This is a genomic window from Bacillus massiliigorillae (assembly GCF_000380245.2).
Classification (GTDB): Bacteria; Bacillota; Bacilli; order Bacillales; family DSM-1321; genus Bacillus_AD; species Bacillus_AD massiliigorillae.
Map to the genome: position 1 here is coordinate 115751 of NZ_HG428747.1, position 19854 is coordinate 135604.

Here is a 19854-nt window from a genome sequence, read left to right on the forward strand (position 1 = left end):
AAGTCCTCCTCTATTTAGAAAATAGAGGAGGACTTTTTTATACTTATTATAATCTCCAAGGATTAGTTACTACATTAGTTTGGTTACGATCTGGTCCTACAGAGAAAGTTGTTAAAGGAATACCTGTTAATTGTGAAACACGTTCAATATAATGACGAGCATTAGCAGGAAGTTCACCTAATGTTTTCACGCCAGTAATATCTTCTGTCCAACCTGGTAACTCTTCGTAAATTGGCTCACATTTAGAAAGAATACGTAAGTTAGCTGGATATTCTTCAATTACTTGATCGCCATAACGGTAAGCTACGCAAATTTTAACCGTTTCAAGACCTGTTAACACGTCGATAGAGTTTAGAGATAAGTCTGTAATACCACTTACACGGCGAGCGTGACGTACTACAACAGAGTCAAACCAACCAACACGACGTGGACGTCCTGTTGTTGTACCGTATTCGCGACCTACTTCACGAATTTGGTGACCTACTTCATCAAATAATTCAGTTGGGAAAGGACCATCACCAACACGAGATGTATAAGCTTTACATACACCTACAACGTGATTGATTTTTGTTGGACCTACACCAGAGCCGATTGTCACGCCACCCGCAACAGGGTTTGAAGATGTAACGAATGGGTATGTTCCTTGGTCGATATCTAACATGACACCTTGTGCTCCTTCAAAAAGAACACGACGACCTTCGTCAAGTGCATCATTTAGAACAACAGCTGTATCACATACATAATGTTGAATTTGTTGTCCGTACTCATAATATTCATCAAGAATATCTTCTAATTTAAAGCCTTCTACTTCATAGAACTTTTCTAGAAGACGATTTTTTTCTTTTAAGTTATGTGCTAATTTCTCTTCGAACACTTCACGATCAAGAAGATCAGCCATACGAATACCCATACGAGCAGCTTTATCCATATATGCTGGTCCGATACCTTTTTTCGTAGTACCGATTTTATTATCACCTTTGCGGTCTTCTTCAACTTCATCAAGCTTCAAGTGATATGGTAAAATCACATGAGCACGATTGCTTATACGTAAATTATCAGTAGTAATGCCACGGTCATGTAGATATTTAAGCTCTGTAAGTAAAGCTTTAGGATCTACTACCATTCCATTACCGATAACACAAATTTTTTCACTATTAAAAATACCAGATGGAATTAAGTGCAACTTATACGTTTCACCATTAAATTTAATTGTGTGACCTGCATTGTTTCCACCTTGATAACGAGCTACTACTTCTGCATGTTCAGACAAAAAGTCTGTAATTTTACCTTTACCTTCATCTCCCCATTGTGTTCCCACAACTACTACTGAAGACATATCCTGCACCTCCAAAGGTTCGCATTTGTACCGAATACTATCAAACATACTTATATTATCAGTTTTAGGAGGAAGAAGTCAAGAAAAAACCGAACAATACTAATATGTTAAAAAGTATTGTTCGTAAAAATAAAGTATCAGAAAATACCAAAATACTTTCAACAATTGGATGATTTTTCATGTATAATAAATAAAGTCGAATTAAGTTGGAATCTGACAAAATGTATCAAATTATTAATCTAAATATTTGAATATATATGAATAATATTAGTTTAGGGAGGGACTATAAATATGAAATTCAAATTAGTCATTCTGTTACTTGTAGCCACTCTATTCACAGTTGGCTGTGCAGAAAAGACTATCGGCAACAAAGAGGATGATCACATACAAAAATATGTAAAAGATTCGAAGTACCCCGAATTGGAGATTGAAACAGAAATCGGCGAATATGATACATACAAGTATGCGATTCATTTTCCACGTACAGACCAAGAAGATGTAAATAGCGTAATAAAACATTTAGTCGCAAAGCAAAAGAAAACTTTCGTATCTCAAGCAAAAAAAACAAAAACCGATAAAGGTACATTCTCCGAACTTTTACTAGATTATAAGATTACAAACCTATCTGATACACTTTTATCGATTGTTTTTTCAAGCAGTAAGAATATTTATGGGCAAGAAAGTCATAAGCAAATGTATACGCTGAATTTTGATCGTAAAACTGGTAAACAAATTAAACTAAAAAATCTGTTGACTGATGATTCATCACTTCAAAAAATTGCGAGATTATCACAAAACATGATATTGCAAGATGCGAAAGCAATGGAACTATCTGATGTTAGTCAAGTAATGGACGGAACGAAGCCAGAACTAAGTAACTTTAGTGCCTATAGCTTTTCAAACAATACAATGGATATTTACTTAAAAGAAGAACAAATTGGTCCTAAAGAGATGGGTACTTATAAAGTACAAATTGCATTAAATGACCTTAATGGTGTATTAGAAAAATCATATACTGATTCATTGGAATTAAAAATCCCAAATGAAACTGAATTGCTTTCCAATACAACAACTGGTCAAGAACAGCAACAGAAGCAATCCGCTTTAACACCTGGAGTAAAATATGTCGCCCTAACTTTCGACGATGGCCCTCACCATCAACTAACGCCACGTATATTAGACATATTAAAAAAATATAATGCGAAAGCTACATTCTTTGTACTTGGTAATAGAGTAGAGTATTATCCTGAGATTGTGAAGCGTACAGTGGATGAAGGACATGAAATAGGCAGTCATTCATGGAGTCACCCTAAATTAACAAGCTTAAAACCAGCGGAGTTAGCACAGCAAATTAACCAAACATCTAATTCAGTAGAAAAAATCACGGGTAAACCGCCAGCAACATTAAGACCACCATATGGAGCTGTGAACGACGCGGTTAAACAGGCAACGAATGGCCCGATTGTAAACTGGTCCGTTGATACATTAGATTGGAAGCACCATAACAAGGAAAAGGTTAAACAAATCATTCGTCAAAACACACGTGATGGTAGCATTATTCTCATGCATGATATTCAAAAGGCTAGTGCTGATGCGTTAGAAGATATAATCATTTATCTTTCTAAACAAGGATATCATTTCGTAACTGTCAGTCAGCTTTTACAATTAGGTGATCACCCAGAAAAATACGTTGGTAAAGTATATACAAATGGTTAAATAAAAAAGGGCATCAGCCCTTTTTTATTTACTTAAGACATATTGTCTAATACTTTTCATTACTCCAGCTTCATTATTCGTTTCTGCTTCGAATCGTGCCACATTTTTAATTTCACCATGTGCATTTGCCATAGCAAAGCTATAATAAGCCTGACGCATCATATCTAAATCATTTAAATAATCACCAAATACCATTGTCTGTTCCGAAGTAATACCGAAATATTCTTGTACCTTTTGAATAGCCGTTCCCTTATTGGCATCTCCATTCGTAATATCTAACCAAAGAAACCCAGAGACAGCCACTTGTAATTGCTCTCTATACTCAGAGAAGAAGTGATTACTATTGTCTTCCGCTCCTTTAAAATCAAGAATCGTTACCTTCAATACCTCGTCGTCTACCTGCGTTAAATCCTCAACAATCTCTCTTCTTGCATAATATTTATCTACTTGCTCTAACAACTCTGGTGTAGAACGTTCAATATAAGCGGATTTCTTACCACATAATATAATATACGCATCTTCTATTGTTCTACCAATTTCTATTAACTTCATAGCTACATCTCGCGGTAATGTATTAGCAAACAACTCCTTGCCTTTATGCACAACAAATGTGCCATTTTCCGCGATGAAGAGCATATCATCTTTTTGATCAGTAAATCGTTCAATCAAATTATAATATTGACGGCCACTAGCCGCTCCAAAGATAATACCTTTTTCCATTAACGCCTGATAAACTTCTTGAAACTCTGTAGGTAATTGATTTTGATCATTTAAGAGTGTACCATCCATATCTGTTGCAATTAATTTAATCATAATTCGTCTCCTCTATGAAATATACATATCTTGTCTATCCATCACCAATGTAATCTATTATATAACTAGCTCATTTATCATAGCTGCTGTAAAAAATTACAGCTTAGTCGCAATAAAAAAGGAAGTCGTTGAATGTAGTATTACATCAATAACTTCCTTTACTCATCTCTTTACGCACCTGGTGGAACCGAAGATTCATCATAACGCTGTTCAAGATTTACGAACTTATTATATTCTTTTACGAAAGCTAATGAAACTGTACCAACGGGGCCGTTACGTTGCTTCGCAATAATAATCTCAATGATATTCTTATTCTCAGATTCTTTATCATAATAGTCATCACGATATAAGAAGGCAACAATGTCAGCATCCTGCTCAATACTACCTGATTCACGAATATCAGACATCATTGGGCGTTTATCTTGACGTTGCTCTACACCACGTGATAACTGTGAAAGAGCGATTACAGGTACCTTCAATTCACGAGCTAATGCTTTTAATGAACGAGAGATTTCCGATACCTCTTGCTGACGATTATCCCCAGAGTTACCATCTCCACGAATTAACTGCAAGTAATCAATTAATATCATGCCTAATCCATGCTCTTGCTTGAGTCGACGACATTTAGAACGAATATCCCCAATACGAACACCAGGCGTATCATCAATATAAATACCCGCATTCGAAAGACTCCCCATTGCCATCGTTAACTTGCGCCAATCTTCATCCGTTAATGCACCTGTCCTTAAACCTTGGGCATTAATATTTCCTTCCGCACACAGCATACGCATAACCAGCTGCTCTGCACCCATCTCTAGACTAAAGATCGCTACATTTTCGTCTGTTTTCGTTGCTACGTTTTGCGCTATATTCAAAGCGAAGGCTGTTTTACCTACGGAAGGACGCGCTCCAACAATAATTAAATCATTGCGTTGGAAACCGGCTGTCATGCGGTCAAGCTCAGCAAAGCCCGTAGGAATACCTGTAATATCCCCTTTTCTGTTAGCCAAAATCTCAATATTATCATACGTGTTCACTAGAACATCTTTAATATTTTGGAATGCACCTGCATTTTTACGCTGAGCCACTTCCATAATACTTTTCTCAGCTTCACTTATATATGCTTCTACTTCATCTTCTCGCGTATAACCATCTTGCACAATTTGCGTAGCAACACGAATTGTTTTACGAAGCAATGATTTTTCATCTACAATTTTGGCGTAATATTCAATATTAGCTGCAGTTGGTGCTGATTCCGCTAATTCACTTAAATAGTTTACGCCACCAACATCTTCAAGACTTTTTGTAGCCGAAAGTTCCTCGGTTACTGTAACTAAGTCCACGGCACTTCCGCTATTGTTTAGCTTCAACATGACTTGGAAGATCTTTTGGTGTGCAACTCGATAGAAATCCTCAGCCATTAAATATTCTGATGCTGTGATAATAGAAGAAGGCTGCAAAAAGATGGCACCTAATACAGCTTGCTCTGCTTCTATATTTTGAGGTGGTATTTGATTTTGAAACATTTCGCTCAATGTTTGCAACCTCCCATCCGTTTAAAAATAATAATCTTATACATATAAGACGACCCCTATACAGTTCATATATTGAAAAGAAGGAGTCGTCTTTCATTATTGTAATCAGGATACAGAAAAGCCGATAAGTTATAGCTAATCCTAATCCATTTATAACAAATTTTTAGTTCATTATGTGTAAATATGCTTGGTAATTATAATTGCAACATCATTGTACAAGCTTTATATTCAATCGTAAAGGTTAAAATTTAGCTTATTTAACTTCTTTTACATGTACATTTAATGTTGCCATTACTTCATGATGAAGTTTAACTGGAACTTTTGTATAACCTAATGCTCTAATACCATCAGCTAGTTCCATTTTACGCTTATCAATTTTGATTGATGAAGAAGCTTGCAATGCTTCAGCGATTTGTTTAGTAGTAATAGATCCGAATAAACGGCCACCATCGCCTGCTTTAGCAGAAATTTCAACAGTGATTTTTTCAAGTTTTTCTTTTAGCTCTTTAGCTTGTTGTAATTCTTCTGCCGCTTGTTGGTTGACTTTATTCTTTTGTGCTTCAAGCTTTTTCATATTACCAGGTGTAGCTTCAATAGCTAACTCTTGTTTTAATAAAAAGTTATGAGCATATCCATCGGAAACATTCTTAATTTCACCTTTTTTTCCTTTACCTTTAACGTCTTTTAAAAATATAACTTTCATTCTTTAAGTCCTCCTTCAAGATAATCATCTATTGCAAGCTGTAATTTAGCTACAGCTTCATCCACAGTAATACCATCTAATTGAGTTGCGGCATTCGTCAAATGACCGCCGCCGTTTAGCATTTCCATAATAATTTGGACATTGACTTCACCCAGTGAACGAGCACTAATAGCAACTTTTTCGTCTGCCCGCTTTGAAATAACAAAGGATGCGCCAATACCTTCCATCATAAGCAACGTATCTGCCGCTTGAGCAATGATAATTTGCTCATATACCTCGTCAGGATCTCCTTTAGCAATCGCAATATCTTTTTTATAGAATTTCACGCTTTCAATTAACTTTGCCCTTTGGATAAAGACGTCTAAGTTTTCCTTTAAAAACTCTTGCACTAAGACGGTATTTGCACCATGCGACCGTAAATAAGAGGCAGCATCAAATGTTCTAGAACCCGTTCGCAATGTAAAGCTTTTCGTATCAACGATAATACCAGCTAACAAGGCAGTTGCTTCAAGCATTTCAATCTTGCTATTCTTATCCTGATATTCCAGCAACTCCGTAACGAGTTCAGCAGTAGAAGAAGCATATGGCTCCATATATACAAGGAGTGCACGATTAATAAACTCTTCACCACGACGATGATGATCAATAACAACGACTTTCTCAATACTACGAATTAACTTCTCATCTATAACCATTGATGGTTTATGTGTATCAACAATTACAAGCAATGTATCATCCGTTATAATTTCATATGCATCTTCAGGCGTAATAAAGCGAGCAAATAAATCTGGCTTATTTTTGATTTCCTTCATTAAGCGTTTAACACCTGTATCAAGTTCTTGAAAGTTTACAACGATATAAGATTCACGATCATTCATTTCTGCTACTTCTGAAATTCCAATTGCGGAACCTATCGCATCCATATCAGGATATTTATGACCCATAATAACGACTTTATCGCTATCTAAAATAATATCCTTCAATGCATGTGAAATAACACGGGCTCGTACTCTCGTTCGTTTTTCAACAGGATTTGTTTTACCACCGAAGAATTTTGCCTTTCCATTTGGAAGCTTAATCGCAACTTGATCTCCACCCCTACCGAGTGCTAAATCCAAGCTAGACTGTGCGATATTTCCTAATTCCGGCAAAGAGGAAGCTCCACATCCTACACCAATACTTAGTGTTAAAGGAACATGTTGCTTAGCCGTCGTTTCTCTAATTTCATCTAAAATAGTAAACTTTGTTTTCTCTAGATTTTGAAGGATACTCTCATTAAACACGCCAATAAAGCGATCAGATGACGTTCTCTTTAAGAATACTCCATTATCTATTGCCCATTCATCTAATAATGAGGTCACTAAGCTATTTAAGCTACTTCTCTTTTGGTCATTCATCGGTTGCGTCAATTCATCGTAATTATCTAAGAAGATAATACTGATAACCGTGCGCTCATCTTCGTACATTTTTTCCATTTCAACTTGTTCTGTTACATCAAAGAAATATAATAATCGTTCAGAACGTTTATGAATAACTTTAAATTTTCTTTCATGAATTGTAACAGTTTCCATCTCAATTTCATGCCTTATAATTGGTACAAGTGAATCAGCCACATCAAACAGAGAACGACCAACAATTGTTTCTTCTTGAAAGCAAGAACTCATGAATGGATTCGTCCATTCAATATTAAAGTCCTCATTCACAAGCATAATTCCTATTGGCATTTCCAGCAATGCTTCTTCTCCTACCTTCTTTAGCCGGTAAGAAAGTGTGGAAATATACTTCTCTGTTTCTTTACGATTATTCGCTTCAATTTTAATTATTGAATAAAATAATCCAAAGGTAATTAGAATTCCAACTAATGCAACGACCCATTGATGATAAGCAAGAATAATGAGTAATACAGAAACTATTGCGATCAATCCATAAAGTGAATATCGAATAGATTTACTTTGTATGTTTGATGACATTATTTCAGCTCCTAAAAGCTCGTAATTTCAACATTTTACTTCTTATTATCCTTATCTTTATTATTTGTTATTTTTTCTCTTATAGGAAATCCTAAATCAATAATGCCTAAAATGCGTATAAAAGAAATAAATATTGGTACTAAAAATGTAAAAATAGTCACTGTTACAGGTATAGCCTTTGATAATCCCTTTGCATGACTAAAATAAAATAGTAGGGAATAACCTTGAATAAGGATAAAAAACTGTAAAGCAATTAACAAATTAGATATTACGGAAAAAGAAAAACTTCCTTGTTCGGGATTGAAAACTAACGAAACAACCATGATAAATAAATAATACCATAAAAGGCTCTTCGGTAGTGTGATATCTCGAATAGGCTCTATTTCGAATTTCTGATTACTCACTCTGTTAATAATAGGCTTACATGCCACAAAAATAATCGCAACAAATATAATTGATGAGATTACAAGAAAGCTCGGAAGCAGCATTTCAACAAACTCTAATGACGATTTAAACTTATCAATCATCGGTTGTATTTGTTCCCCTTGACTTGCTGAAGATATAATACTGGCTGATTGATCAATCGCCTGATTTAATAAATTAACGGTCTCTGTAATAATGTTAAAATCAAAGAAAACAATCGATATAACAAACATGAACAGAAGACAGGCAATAAAAACCAAAACAGACACAATAAACATTTGTAACTTACTTTTATTTGTACGAATATAGTAACCCATAATGGTTCCTACTAGTCCAAACATAATAGTAATCGGAATGGCCATTACTGAGCCAATTACCAATGTTAATAATACTGCTGTACCTAAAAGAAAAAACGACCATTTAATATCGTGTTTAATGCCATACAAAATAAAAGGAACAGGCAGTAGAAACATCATAATGGTTCCTGCAAAAGGTATGTACATCACTATAAAAAGCATTACAGCATAAATAGCTAATAGCACGCCACCTTCTGCTAATCCTCTACTTTTATTCAAATCATATTATCCCCTTTCCTCTTTTACCACTCTATAAATTCTTTAATTGATCTTGCGATTATAAATCAGTACTTCCTCATATATATCAAAGGAGACATAGACCATTATTGTATCTATTATACCCTTTCTCTTAAAAACTTACCGCATATCCATTGTACACACAGACCATTATTCCATAATATAAATCAAAATGTTTCACATGAAACATTTTGATTTGTTCAACGAAAAGATGAAAAAGGAGTTCTAAAAGTGGTTTTTCCATCACTTTTAGAACTCCTCTTCACTGCTTATTTGCTTAACTCAGAAAAATATTTTCTTCTGCAAATGAAATATAAAACAACTTGGATAACTAGAAAAACAACACATACAAGACCTGATTTCATGAGTAGGGTCCATCTCATAATATCGTTAGAGAACATCACATAAATATAATACATGCCTAATCCCATACCAATTAGTGTAGGTAAGAAAAAGGTTACTGCTAATTCTCTAGAAACCATTCGTTGTAATTCCCTAAACGTAATTCCAATTCTTTTTAATGAAATAATCCGCTCTTTTTCTTCATCAATATCAGTTAATACTTTATAGTACAACACAACTCCAGAAGCAATTGTAAATAATACACCCATAAAAATCATAATAAAGAAGATAAACCCGTTTGATTCTAGCTGTAAGGCCAACTGTTCATCTTTAAACGTTGGTCTATAATCGTTTATATCACCTTTACTATTTGCTCCATACCCATGAGATGTCTTTTCTAACCATGTAGAAGGGTCTAGCCCATTTTTTGGGCTTAGTACGCTCACAAATGCACGGAAATCTTTTTTGCTTATATCACCTTTAATTAAATGCATGGTCTTTACTTTGTCTAATCCTACTGCCTGTAATAGTGTTTCATATACTTCATCGTCTACAACGAGTATGTCTCCAGTCATATAAGACCTTGTAAAATGATAGTTCGTGAACGGTTCAGTTATTTCCTTGATATTCTTACTATCGAATGCTACAAAAGTATTCCCTTTTAAGCTTTGCTGAAGCTCTTTATATTTTTCTTCTTTGCTATCTGTACTTCCCTCTAATTGACTCTGTAGATGTTTCACTTGTTTCTCGTTACTAACAGAAAGTATGGTGTTTGGTTTTTCATAGTCCATATTCTCTGAGTGAACTCGGACTGATATCATATTATTCGGTTTCACATTGTATTGTTTTTTCATGTGTTTGCTGAAATTACTTTCACTTACAACGCTACTTCCCTCACTCCAAAGAACAAAATCATTTTCCAAATCCTTAAACTCTGCTACATCTATATAGTCCAACTTGTCGTATTGAGTAATGGAACTACCATTTTGTTGCAATGCTTTTTCTACTTCGTCTTGACTGATATTATTAACATGATTTTCTTCTAAAAACATAACATCATATGGATTATCCTTATCGTTCTTGATTTCACTAGATGAGTAGAATGAATACGTTAATCCTACAAAGAAAATCGCTACTCCAAGTAACAGTGAAACAATATATAATGAATTTTTATATGCTAAAAATCGGTGAGATAAGTTAGATAATAGCAACAATTGATTATTATAAGTTTTCTCAAATCGTTTAATGGCTGCTTTATATAAGACAATTAAAGTACCAATGATTACATACGGACAAGCAATCGTCAAAAAGATAAAGATGTAAATGGTGTATAACTGCCCTTTAAATATTTTGTTTAATAAAATTTTAGGGATTAAGTAAGCTGATACTACAAACAAAAATAGCGCTACTCCACCGAACACAACGCTATTTTTTCCGATTTCTTTTTTATTTGAAGAACGTAATATATCAATAACAGACGATCTTTTAATATAAAAAATACTAAATATGAAATTACATATGAAAATAATAAGGAATACTCCAATACTAAGTAAAAAGCTATTTACATGAACTTCAAAATCAACAGGATTAAATGGTAACATCTTATTCAAACCAAGATAAAAAAACTTACCAAATACGGCACCAGAAAGTAAACCTGAACCTATTGAAAGAAATAAAATACCGATATTCTCAATAAATAATAGTTTAATTAAATCTTTCGTCGTCATTCCTAATGTAATATACATGCCAAATTCTTTACCACGATACTTTAAGAAAGATATATTACTATACGTAATAAACACGATAGAAAACAATACAAGCACTAATAAAGCTGATTTGATTGTTTCATACAATGTTGTTTGACCTACTTGTTCAAGAACATCTGAATTAAACATTAAGCTACCAAATATAAATAACATAGCAACGATTAGCGTGTTAACAAAATACATGCTCATGAACTTCTTAATATTATAAATAAAGTTCTTACGAATAATAGCTGAGAACGTCATGATTGACCGCCCCCTATTATGCTTTGCGATTCTAAGATTTTATCAAAGAATTGCTTACGATCACCTGAAGAGTGGATTTCCAGTTCTATCTTTCCATCTTTAATAAAAATAATTCGTTTACAAAAGGAAGCAGCGAACGCATCATGTGTTACCATTAGTACCGTACTATGTAACTCTTCATTCAACTTTGCTATCGTATTCATTAAATTATTAGCTGACTTCGAATCAAGATTACCCGTCGGTTCATCAGCAAAGATAACCGATGGATTATTCACAATAGCACGTGCCGCTGCAACCCTCTGCTTTTGACCACCTGAAAGATGATATGGATACTTATCCTTTAACTCTTCAATCCCTAAGAAAGTCATTAATTGCTGAACCTTCATATTAATTTTTTTCGGCTCTACCTTGTCCAAAATAAGAGGTAATGCAATATTTTCTTTCAATGTTAAACTATCAAGCAAATTAAAGTCTTGAAAGATATATCCTATATTTCCCCTGCGAAATAAGGCCAGCTGATCCTTCTTCATTTGCACAATATCTTTCCCATCAATGATTACTTCACCTGATGTGGCAGTATCAACGCCAGATAAAATATTTAAAAGTGTTGTTTTTCCGCTTCCACTCGGACCCATAATGCCAACAAAATCACCTTTTTGGATTGAGAGATGAAGATGATCAACCGCTGTTACTTCTTTCGTACCTTTGAAGCCATTATATACTTTCACTAATTGATCAACCGTAATAATATCCATTTTAAAATTCCTCCTCTATATAAAAGCTAACCGCTGTCTATAAATAAAGTATAAAAGGGAAATGCATCATTCCTAATGCATTTCCCTTACATAACCTTACACTTTTGAAAGGAAAGAAAGTCTAACTTTCGTTCCTTTCTCTTCTATTGATGTAATGGATATTTGGTGACCAAGACTTTTCACTATTGTTTTCACCATATAAAGCCCAATACCTGTCGCAGATTCATTCTTTCTTCCATTTTCGCCTGTGAAAAAAGGATCAAATACCCTCGGTAAATCACTCGCTGCTATTCCTATTCCTTCATCTTGAATCTCTAATTCAACACTCTGTTCAGTTTGCAAAGCTGTAATAATTATTGTTTTCTGTACCTGATGAGGGCTATATTTAATAGCATTCGATATAATTTGTTTCAATATGTATTTACACCATTTAGAGTCTGTTAATACCTCAATGCTTTCATCTATCTGTACTTTTGGAAATACGCCTTGATAAATAAAATCTCTCTTTTGCGCATTCACAACATCCAAAACTAAACGTTGTAAAGAAAGCTTCTCAGGAATATAATCACGTGAAAATTCATCTAAGCGCAATACATTTAAACTTTCCTCTAAATTAGTCTTTAACTTCTCATTTTCTTCCTTAATATCTTCTAAATAATCCAGCTTCTGCTGTTGGTTAGCTCCCTTTTCATAGGCAAGATCAATAATTGCAATTGATACTTTCATATTATGAATCCATTGTGAAAATAAAGCATTTCGTTCTTTAAATGTACTATTTAACTTATATAACTTCGTATGATATTCGGCATGAATATCATTTGTCACCTCAAAAATCAGCCTGTCCTCCACTTTCAGTGGATCAATTTCTAAGTTAGGACTCAATTTAGCATCTTCTAATTTTCTGCTAAAATTCCAAAACTTCATTGCTGCAAATAACAAATATACCAGTAAAATAAATAAACTAATGGTAATCGGATAAATAAATTTGCTATATCCACTTAGTAAATAAATCAGTATGATGAGAAGAATGGTGTTCATGCAATAGGCAGCAATAAACCCTAATTTTGCTTTCAGAAAGTTACGTATTACTTGGTTCAAAGACATATCCTACTCCTCGTTTAGTCGTAATTACATTTTCTAAACCCAAATCAGCTAATTTCTTCTTCAACCTAGTAATATTAACTGTTAATGTATTATCATCTACAAATACAAATTCATCCCAAAGGGCCTCTAATAACTCTTCGCGTTTTACTACGCTACCAGCCTGTGATAAAAAGATTCTCATCAAACGATATTCATTTTTACTTAGCTCTGTTAATTGACCAGCGACTTCTAATTTCATACTCTCGTTATGAAGGATAATATTACTGACTGCTAATACGGGACGATCTGTTGTAAAGGTTGTTCTTCTTAAAACAGCGTTGATTTTGGCTAATAAAATACCTACGCTAAATGGTTTCGTCACATAATCATCTGCTCCTAATTCCATCCCCCGTATTTGTTCACTTTCATCACTACGCGCTGACAAAATAATAATAGGTATATACATTTTCCTTCTCAACGCACTTAAATAATAGAATCCGTCAAACTTAGGTAAGTTAATATCTAACAAAATCAAGTTAGGCTTTTCTTTTTCAACTTGTTCAATAACGGTATTAAAATCTTGTATCGTAATGACCTCATATTCATAAGCAGATAAATACTCTCGTATATACTTTTGTAATTTCATATCATCTTCAATGAGCATTATTCTATTCATATATTCTACCTTTTCTGTATTCTTTTCTTTTAGTATAGTCAAACTTGCTCACGGATTCACTAGAATATTCTTCATACCGATTAGTTCATACTCTCTTCATGTTGGAGTTTTTTATATTTTATCAATCTAAATTTCAGGAGGTAGAGACTTTTCTTTAGCGACTTTGGGCAACTATTCTCGATGAGTGATAGATTCAAACATGTCCTACTAAGGAAAATGGAGGCTTCATTACAGCATGGTAATCATGTAATCATTAGTAGTCTGATTATCGTTGCTATGGGGTCTATTAGTCTTTATTATTTGGATTTACTTAGGGAAATTGAATTTGTTTTCAAACATCACGTTAAAATAATTTAAAAAATAAGAAACAAAAAAGCACTCGATATAAATCGAGTGCTTTTAACTAGTGATTACTCACCAGATACGTATGGAAGTAAAGCCATAGTACGTGCGCGTTTGATAGCAACTGTTAATTTACGTTGGTATTTAGCGCTAGTTCCTGTTACACGACGAGGTAAAATTTTACCACGCTCAGAAACGAATTTTTTTAATAAATCTACATCTTTATAATCGATGTGAGTGATACCGTTTGAAGTAAAGAAACAAACTTTACGACGTTTTGCACGGCCACCTCTGCGTCCACCCATTGCCATTGGTTATTCCCTCCTTTTGATTTTGTTATATAAACAATACGGTTGTTTATATTAGAATGGCAGATCATCATCAGAAATGTCGATCGTTTGACCGCCATTTGCAAATGGATCATCATCTACACGAGTGTAGTTGCCACCACGTTGTTGATTTTGGTTTTGATTCTGATTTCGGTTTTGCCCTTGTCCATAAGAGTTGAAATCATCTCTTGGTGGAGGATTACCGAAAGAACCACCCTCGTTTCTGTTACCTTGGCTAGCGCCTCTAGGTTCTAAGAACTGAACACTTTCAGCTACAACCTCTGTAACATAAACGCGCTTACCATCTTGTCCTTCATAGCTACGTGTTTGTAGACGGCCATCAACGCCTGCTAAACTGCCTTTTTTCAAGAAGTTCGCAACGTTTTCTGCCGGCTTACGCCATACTACACAATTAATAAAGTCTGCTTCACGCTCACCTTGCTGATTTGAGAACGTACGGTTCACAGCAAGAGTAAAGGTTGCTACAGGTACTCCACTTGGTGTGTAACGCAAATCTGGATCTTTTGTTAAGCGTCCTACAAGAACGACGCGGTTCATCATCAGAATCAACTCCTTCTCTTCTTAATATGTTTCACGGGAAACATCACAAGAAAAGATTTATAAAAATTTTATATTAAACTTCTTCTTTAATTACCATATGGCGGATCATGTCTTCACTGATTTTTGCAAGACGGTCAAATTCTTGAACAGCAGCAGCATCAGCTTGAACTTTTACGATTTGGTAGAAGCCATCACGGAAATCATTGATTTCGTATGCAAGACGACGTTTACCCCAATCTTTAGTTTCTGTAACTTCCGCACCATTATCAGTAAGAACTGCGTTGAAACGCTCAATTAAAGCTTTTTTAGCTTCATCTTCGATATTTGGACGGATGATGTACATAATTTCGTATTTTCTCATCACTGTCACCTCCTTTTGGACTAACGGCCCTTAATTGGGCAAGGAGCAATTTAATAATTACTCACGAGTTCTAAGTATAGCATAAGTGTTTCCTATTTGCAAAGCACTATACCTACTAAAAAACAATCTCAAAATATATACTTATAAAAAAGTAAAACGCCCAAAGTCAATACTGTTTATTGACTCTAGACGTTATATCTATTATACGTTAAAACGGAAGTGAATAACATCCCCATCTTGAACAATATATTCTTTTCCTTCTAAACGAACTTTACCCGCTTCACGAGCAGCAGCCATATTGCCACCTGCAAGTAAGTCCTCATATGAAACAGTTTCCGCACGAATAAATCCTCTTTCGAAATCAGAATGAATAATACCTGCACATTGTGGAGCTTTCATACCTTGGATAAATGTCCAAGCACGTACTTCCTGTACACCAGCTGTGAAGTACGTTGCTAAACCTAATAAATGGTAAGCAGCGCGAATTAATTGGTCTAAACCTGACTCTTCAATGCCTAGTTCAGATAGGAACATTTCCTTTTCTTCACCATCAAGCTCCGCAATTTCTGATTCAATTTTCGCACAAACAACAATTACTTCTGCATTATCTTTTTCAGCAAATTCGCGTACTTTTTGTACGTATTCGTTTTCTGATGCATCTGCAACATCATCTTCACTAACGTTAGCTACGTATAGAATTGGCTTGATTGTTAGAAGGTGCATCATTTTAACAACGCGCATTTCTTCTTCTGTAAATTCAACTGTACGAGCTGGCTTTTCATTTTCGAATGCTTCCTTTAAGCGGACTAAAATATCATGCTCATACATTGCTTCTTTATCTTTTTGCTTCGCCATTTTAGCAACACGAGTAATACGCTTATCAACTGACTCTAAATCAGCAAGAATTAACTCTAAGTTAATAACTTCGATATCATCAATCGGATCAACTTTACCAGCAACGTGTGTAATGTTTTCATCATCAAAGCAACGAACTACTTGGCAAATAGCGTCTACTTCGCGAATATGTGATAAGAATTTATTTCCTAAACCTTCACCTTTACTAGCACCTTTAACGATACCAGCGATATCTGTAAATTCAAAAGTTGTTGGAACTGTCTTTTTAGGTTGAACAAGTTCTGTTAGCTTCTGTAAACGATCATCTGGTACTTCAACAATACCTACGTTAGGATCAATCGTACAGAAAGGATAGTTTGCAGATTCTGCACCTGCTTGTGTAATTGCGTTAAATAATGTTGATTTCCCAACGTTCGGTAAACCAACGATTCCAGCTGTTAAAGCCATTAAACATTCACTCCTCTATAAAATAAATGGGCTTCTGCTTTTTGAAAATAACAGCGGAAAGACCCTCATATATTGCTATATTGACTTCTAAATTACAAAGTTAACTACTATACATAAACCTCTACCAATTATAGAGATTACACTATAAAAAGACAAGCATATCAAAAAAAGAAGCATGATTATTCTTCATGCTTCTCAATGATTTTTTTCATTTTACGAACAAAATCCTTACGTGGAATTAAAACGCTATGACCGCAGCCCTCACATTTTACTCGAATATCCATACCTAAACGAATGACTTTCCATTTATTCGCACCACAAGGATGAGGCTTTTTCATTTCAACAATATCATTTAAACCGAATTGTTTCTCTTCCATTTCTAGACCTCCTACATGTGCTTTGCAGTTTGTTTCCCCTCATTATCTTGTCTATTATACATAACCATACGAGGGAACGGAATTTCAATACCATTTGCATCTAATGTATTTTTCAATTCTTTTCGTATTTCTCTGGCCATAAAGAAATGGCGCATTGGTACCGTTTCTGCTGTTATACGAAGTACTACCTCAGATGGGCCTAAACTTTGTACCCCAAGCAATTCAGGCGCTTTCACTAAATCTTCATAACGGTCCGGCATACCTTCAAGCATATGATTAATTACGCGTTCTGCTTTCTCAATATCGCCTTCATAAGCGATACCAATATCAACAATCGCAATACTATTATGAATAGAAAAGTTCGTTACTTCTAAAATACTACCATTTGGAATAACATTTAATTCACCATGAATTCCTTTAATTTTCGAAGTGCGAAGACCGATTTCTTCAACTGTTCCTTCAAACTGACCAACTCGAACATAATCGCCTACAGCAAATTGATCTTCAAAGATAATAAAGAAACCTGTAATAATATCTTTTACTAAACTTTGTGCCCCAAAACCGACTGCAAGACCTAGAATACCAGCCCCTGCTAATAAACCTTTCACTTCCACACCAATTGTTCCTAACATAGTCATTAAAGCAACGAAGTACACAAAGTAAGAAATAACATTTTTTAACAATTTAAGCATCGTTGCTTCTCGACGTTCTGAAACTCGAAGCGGACTTTTTGCACGTAATATAAAGATATTCGTAATGACTTTCTTCCCAATCTTCACTATAATTCCTGCAATGATAATAATTAAGAAGATTTGAATGCATTTATCCATTATACCAATCCATAAATTCTCATCACCAAACTTTGTAATAAAGTATTCAATGAGCTTACTCGAATGGGTCAACTCTTTATCCAATTTATGTCACACCCTTTTACCTATGTTAAAATTCACCAATTAATTTCAACGTTTTTTTTAGACCTCTTTGGGTAAATAAATTAACACAATAGTATCCTTTATGATAAAGGTATTTATTTCCTTATGATAACTTACCTATTTCCACTACTGCATGTATACATTTCCTTTTATTTCCGTATACTGTTACTACTACATCAAAGGAGTGGGAGTGTAATGAACGTTAAGCGTAGCTTTCTTGACCTGAATAGTAATAAAAAACATACACCATTTGAAGATCATGATGCAGTAGAAAAAATTTCATTAAATCTCTTATCATCTATTCCGGCAAATCGCCCTAAATCAATTGTAGTCGCCTGTATTGGTACGGATCGCTCAACTGGAGATTCTTTAGGTCCTTTAGTGGGGACATATTTGACAGAAAAACCAAACTCCCCTTTCCTTGTATATGGTACATTAGAGAATCCTATCCACGCTGTTAATTTACAGGAAAAAGTACAAGAAATCAAAGAAAAACATCATGACGCATTTATCATTGCTGTAGATGCTTGCTTAGGAAGAATGAAAAACGTCGGTACTGTTCAAATAGGCGATGGCCCTTTAAAACCAGGAGCAGGTGTTAATAAAAATCTACCTGAAGTAGGTGATATTCACGTAACTGGTATCGTAAATGTAAGTGGATTTATGGAATTTTTTGTTTTACAGAATACACGATTAAATCTCGTTGTTAAAATGGCAAAAACCATAGCTGATAGCATCTATGTAGCTGGGGAGTCTTTAACAACACAAACACCATTTAACAATTTAAGTTGGACATTTGATCATAAAGAAGCTACAACATAAAGAAAAACCGTCACTGCCTTTGTAATTGGTTACAGTCAGTAGTCACATATAGATTGTTCGGAGCACATAAACATACGTTATTTAAAAGATTAAATAACATAGAAGGCTGTGTCAAAAGTATTTCCTATCACTTTTGACACAGCCTTTTTATAATTGTATATTGCCATAATAAAAAATAGCTGATAAAACCGCTACAATTGCTAGTGCTGGTAATAAATTTGCTACTCTTACTTTTGTTACCCCCATAATATTCAAACCTATAGCAACAATCATAATTCCACCTGTAGCTGTCATTTCGGTAATAAAAAAATCCAAGAGCTCTTGAGGCACTACTTTTGTAATTTGCGTTGCAAATAAAGCAATGGTTCCTTGGTACAATACAACAGGAACAGCTGAAAAAAGAACACCAATGCCAAGTGTACTCGCCAATACAATAGATGTAAATCCATCGATAATTCCTTTGGTGTACAATATATTGTGATCGCCTCTTATACCACTATCCAATGCTCCTAAAACAGCCATTGCCCCGATAACAAAGATTAGTGTAGATGTAACAAATCCTTGTGCTACATAATTTCCTTCTTTAGCGTTCAACTTTACTTCTAACCATTTCCCTACTCTATTTAACTTGTCATCTAAATCAATAAATTCTCCAATAACAGCTCCGATTACTAAACTTAATATAACGACTAAAAATTGTTCACTTTTCAATCCCATTTGTAAACCAATAATAATTACAGCTAACCCAATAGCGTACATAACCGTATCTCTAATTTTATCCGGAATATTCCGAAAACTCCTGCCGATTAAAGTACCAATAATAATTAAAAGACCATTAACCAATGTTCCTAATAGTGCCATCGCTGTTACACCT

General features: G+C 34.5%; 20 protein-coding genes. 2 read left to right on the forward strand and 18 right to left on the reverse strand.

What is annotated here, in order from left to right; genetic code table 11:
- Positions 1-46: 46 nt before the first annotated feature.
- Positions 47-1336: an adenylosuccinate synthase gene (locus TX86_RS24280; RefSeq protein ID WP_042352948.1), complete on the reverse strand. Its 1290-nt coding sequence runs from the start codon at positions 1334-1336 to the stop codon at positions 47-49.
- A 291-nt stretch (positions 1337-1627) separates the two neighbouring features.
- On the opposite strand from TX86_RS24280, the gene TX86_RS24285 reads away from it, so the two are divergent.
- Positions 1628-3052, forward strand: coding sequence for a polysaccharide deacetylase family protein (locus tag TX86_RS24285; protein ID WP_042352950.1), 1425 nt, complete (start codon positions 1628-1630; stop codon positions 3050-3052).
- Positions 3053-3076: 24 nt separating this feature from the next.
- On the opposite strand, the gene TX86_RS24290 is transcribed toward TX86_RS24285, so the two are convergent.
- From TX86_RS24290 to TX86_RS24360, 16 genes are all read right to left on the reverse strand, one after another.
- Positions 3077-3865, reverse strand: a complete 789-nt coding sequence (locus tag TX86_RS24290) for a Cof-type HAD-IIB family hydrolase (protein WP_042352951.1) — start codon at positions 3863-3865, stop codon at positions 3077-3079.
- Between the two features lie 170 nt (positions 3866-4035).
- The gene (gene dnaB, locus TX86_RS24295; RefSeq protein WP_439096921.1) at positions 4036-5391 is read right to left on the reverse strand and encodes a replicative DNA helicase; all 1356 of its coding nucleotides are present in this window, start codon (positions 5389-5391) and stop codon (positions 4036-4038) included.
- A gap of 262 nt (positions 5392-5653) precedes the next feature.
- Entirely contained in the window at positions 5654-6103 is a 450-nt protein-coding gene (gene rplI / locus TX86_RS24300) for a 50S ribosomal protein L9 (protein WP_042352954.1), read from the reverse strand.
- Complete coding sequence (locus TX86_RS24305; protein ID WP_042352956.1) at positions 6100-8073, reverse strand: DHH family phosphoesterase; 1974 nt, start codon at positions 8071-8073, stop codon at positions 6100-6102. Before TX86_RS24305 ends, rplI begins: the two co-directional genes overlap by 4 nt.
- A gap of 35 nt (positions 8074-8108) precedes the next feature.
- Positions 8109-9071: a YybS family protein gene (locus tag TX86_RS24310; protein ID WP_052343888.1), complete on the reverse strand. Its 963-nt coding sequence runs from the start codon at positions 9069-9071 to the stop codon at positions 8109-8111.
- Between the two features lie 130 nt (positions 9072-9201).
- Positions 9202-9336 carry a hypothetical protein gene (locus TX86_RS27520; RefSeq protein ID WP_268258273.1) on the reverse strand — a complete coding sequence of 45 codons (135 nt, stop codon included), beginning with the start codon at positions 9334-9336 and terminating at the stop codon, positions 9202-9204.
- Between the two features lie 22 nt (positions 9337-9358).
- On the reverse strand, positions 9359-11440 hold the full coding sequence (locus tag TX86_RS24315) for an ABC transporter permease (RefSeq protein ID WP_042352957.1): 2082 nt from the start codon (positions 11438-11440) through the stop codon (positions 9359-9361).
- On the reverse strand, positions 11437-12195 hold the full coding sequence (locus TX86_RS24320; RefSeq protein ID WP_042352959.1) for an ABC transporter ATP-binding protein: 759 nt from the start codon (positions 12193-12195) through the stop codon (positions 11437-11439). Before TX86_RS24320 ends, TX86_RS24315 begins: the two co-directional genes overlap by 4 nt.
- A gap of 96 nt (positions 12196-12291) precedes the next feature.
- Positions 12292-13299 (reverse strand): sensor histidine kinase, encoded by a 1008-nt coding sequence (locus TX86_RS24325; RefSeq protein WP_042352960.1) that lies wholly within the window; start codon positions 13297-13299, stop codon positions 12292-12294.
- On the reverse strand, positions 13274-13954 hold the full coding sequence (locus tag TX86_RS24330; RefSeq protein ID WP_042352961.1) for a response regulator transcription factor: 681 nt from the start codon (positions 13952-13954) through the stop codon (positions 13274-13276). Before TX86_RS24330 ends, TX86_RS24325 begins: the two co-directional genes overlap by 26 nt.
- A 410-nt stretch (positions 13955-14364) precedes the next feature.
- Positions 14365-14601 (reverse strand): 30S ribosomal protein S18, encoded by a 237-nt coding sequence (gene rpsR / locus TX86_RS24335; protein ID WP_081707833.1) that lies wholly within the window; start codon positions 14599-14601, stop codon positions 14365-14367.
- Between the two features lie 57 nt (positions 14602-14658).
- On the reverse strand, positions 14659-15186 hold the full coding sequence (gene ssb / locus TX86_RS24340; RefSeq protein ID WP_042352963.1) for a single-stranded DNA-binding protein: 528 nt from the start codon (positions 15184-15186) through the stop codon (positions 14659-14661).
- Between the two features lie 73 nt (positions 15187-15259).
- Positions 15260-15547, reverse strand: a complete 288-nt coding sequence (gene rpsF, locus TX86_RS24345; RefSeq protein ID WP_042352965.1) for a 30S ribosomal protein S6 — start codon at positions 15545-15547, stop codon at positions 15260-15262.
- A 201-nt stretch (positions 15548-15748) separates the two neighbouring features.
- On the reverse strand, positions 15749-16849 hold the full coding sequence (gene ychF / locus TX86_RS24350) for a redox-regulated ATPase YchF (RefSeq protein WP_042352966.1): 1101 nt from the start codon (positions 16847-16849) through the stop codon (positions 15749-15751).
- A 179-nt stretch (positions 16850-17028) separates the two neighbouring features.
- Complete coding sequence (locus TX86_RS24355; protein ID WP_042352967.1) at positions 17029-17226, reverse strand: DUF951 domain-containing protein; 198 nt, start codon at positions 17224-17226, stop codon at positions 17029-17031.
- 11 nt (positions 17227-17237) lie between these two features.
- Positions 17238-18128, reverse strand: a complete 891-nt coding sequence (locus tag TX86_RS24360; RefSeq protein ID WP_052343893.1) for a mechanosensitive ion channel family protein — start codon at positions 18126-18128, stop codon at positions 17238-17240.
- Positions 18129-18353: 225 nt separating this feature from the next.
- Between TX86_RS24360 and yyaC the strand changes: the two genes are divergently transcribed.
- Complete coding sequence (gene yyaC / locus TX86_RS24365) at positions 18354-18980, forward strand: spore protease YyaC (RefSeq protein ID WP_042352969.1); 627 nt, start codon at positions 18354-18356, stop codon at positions 18978-18980.
- A gap of 147 nt (positions 18981-19127) precedes the next feature.
- On the opposite strand, the gene TX86_RS24370 is transcribed toward yyaC, so the two are convergent.
- On the reverse strand, positions 19128-19841 hold the full coding sequence (locus tag TX86_RS24370; RefSeq protein WP_042352971.1) for a DUF554 domain-containing protein: 714 nt from the start codon (positions 19839-19841) through the stop codon (positions 19128-19130).
- Positions 19842-19854 lie beyond the last annotated feature (13 nt).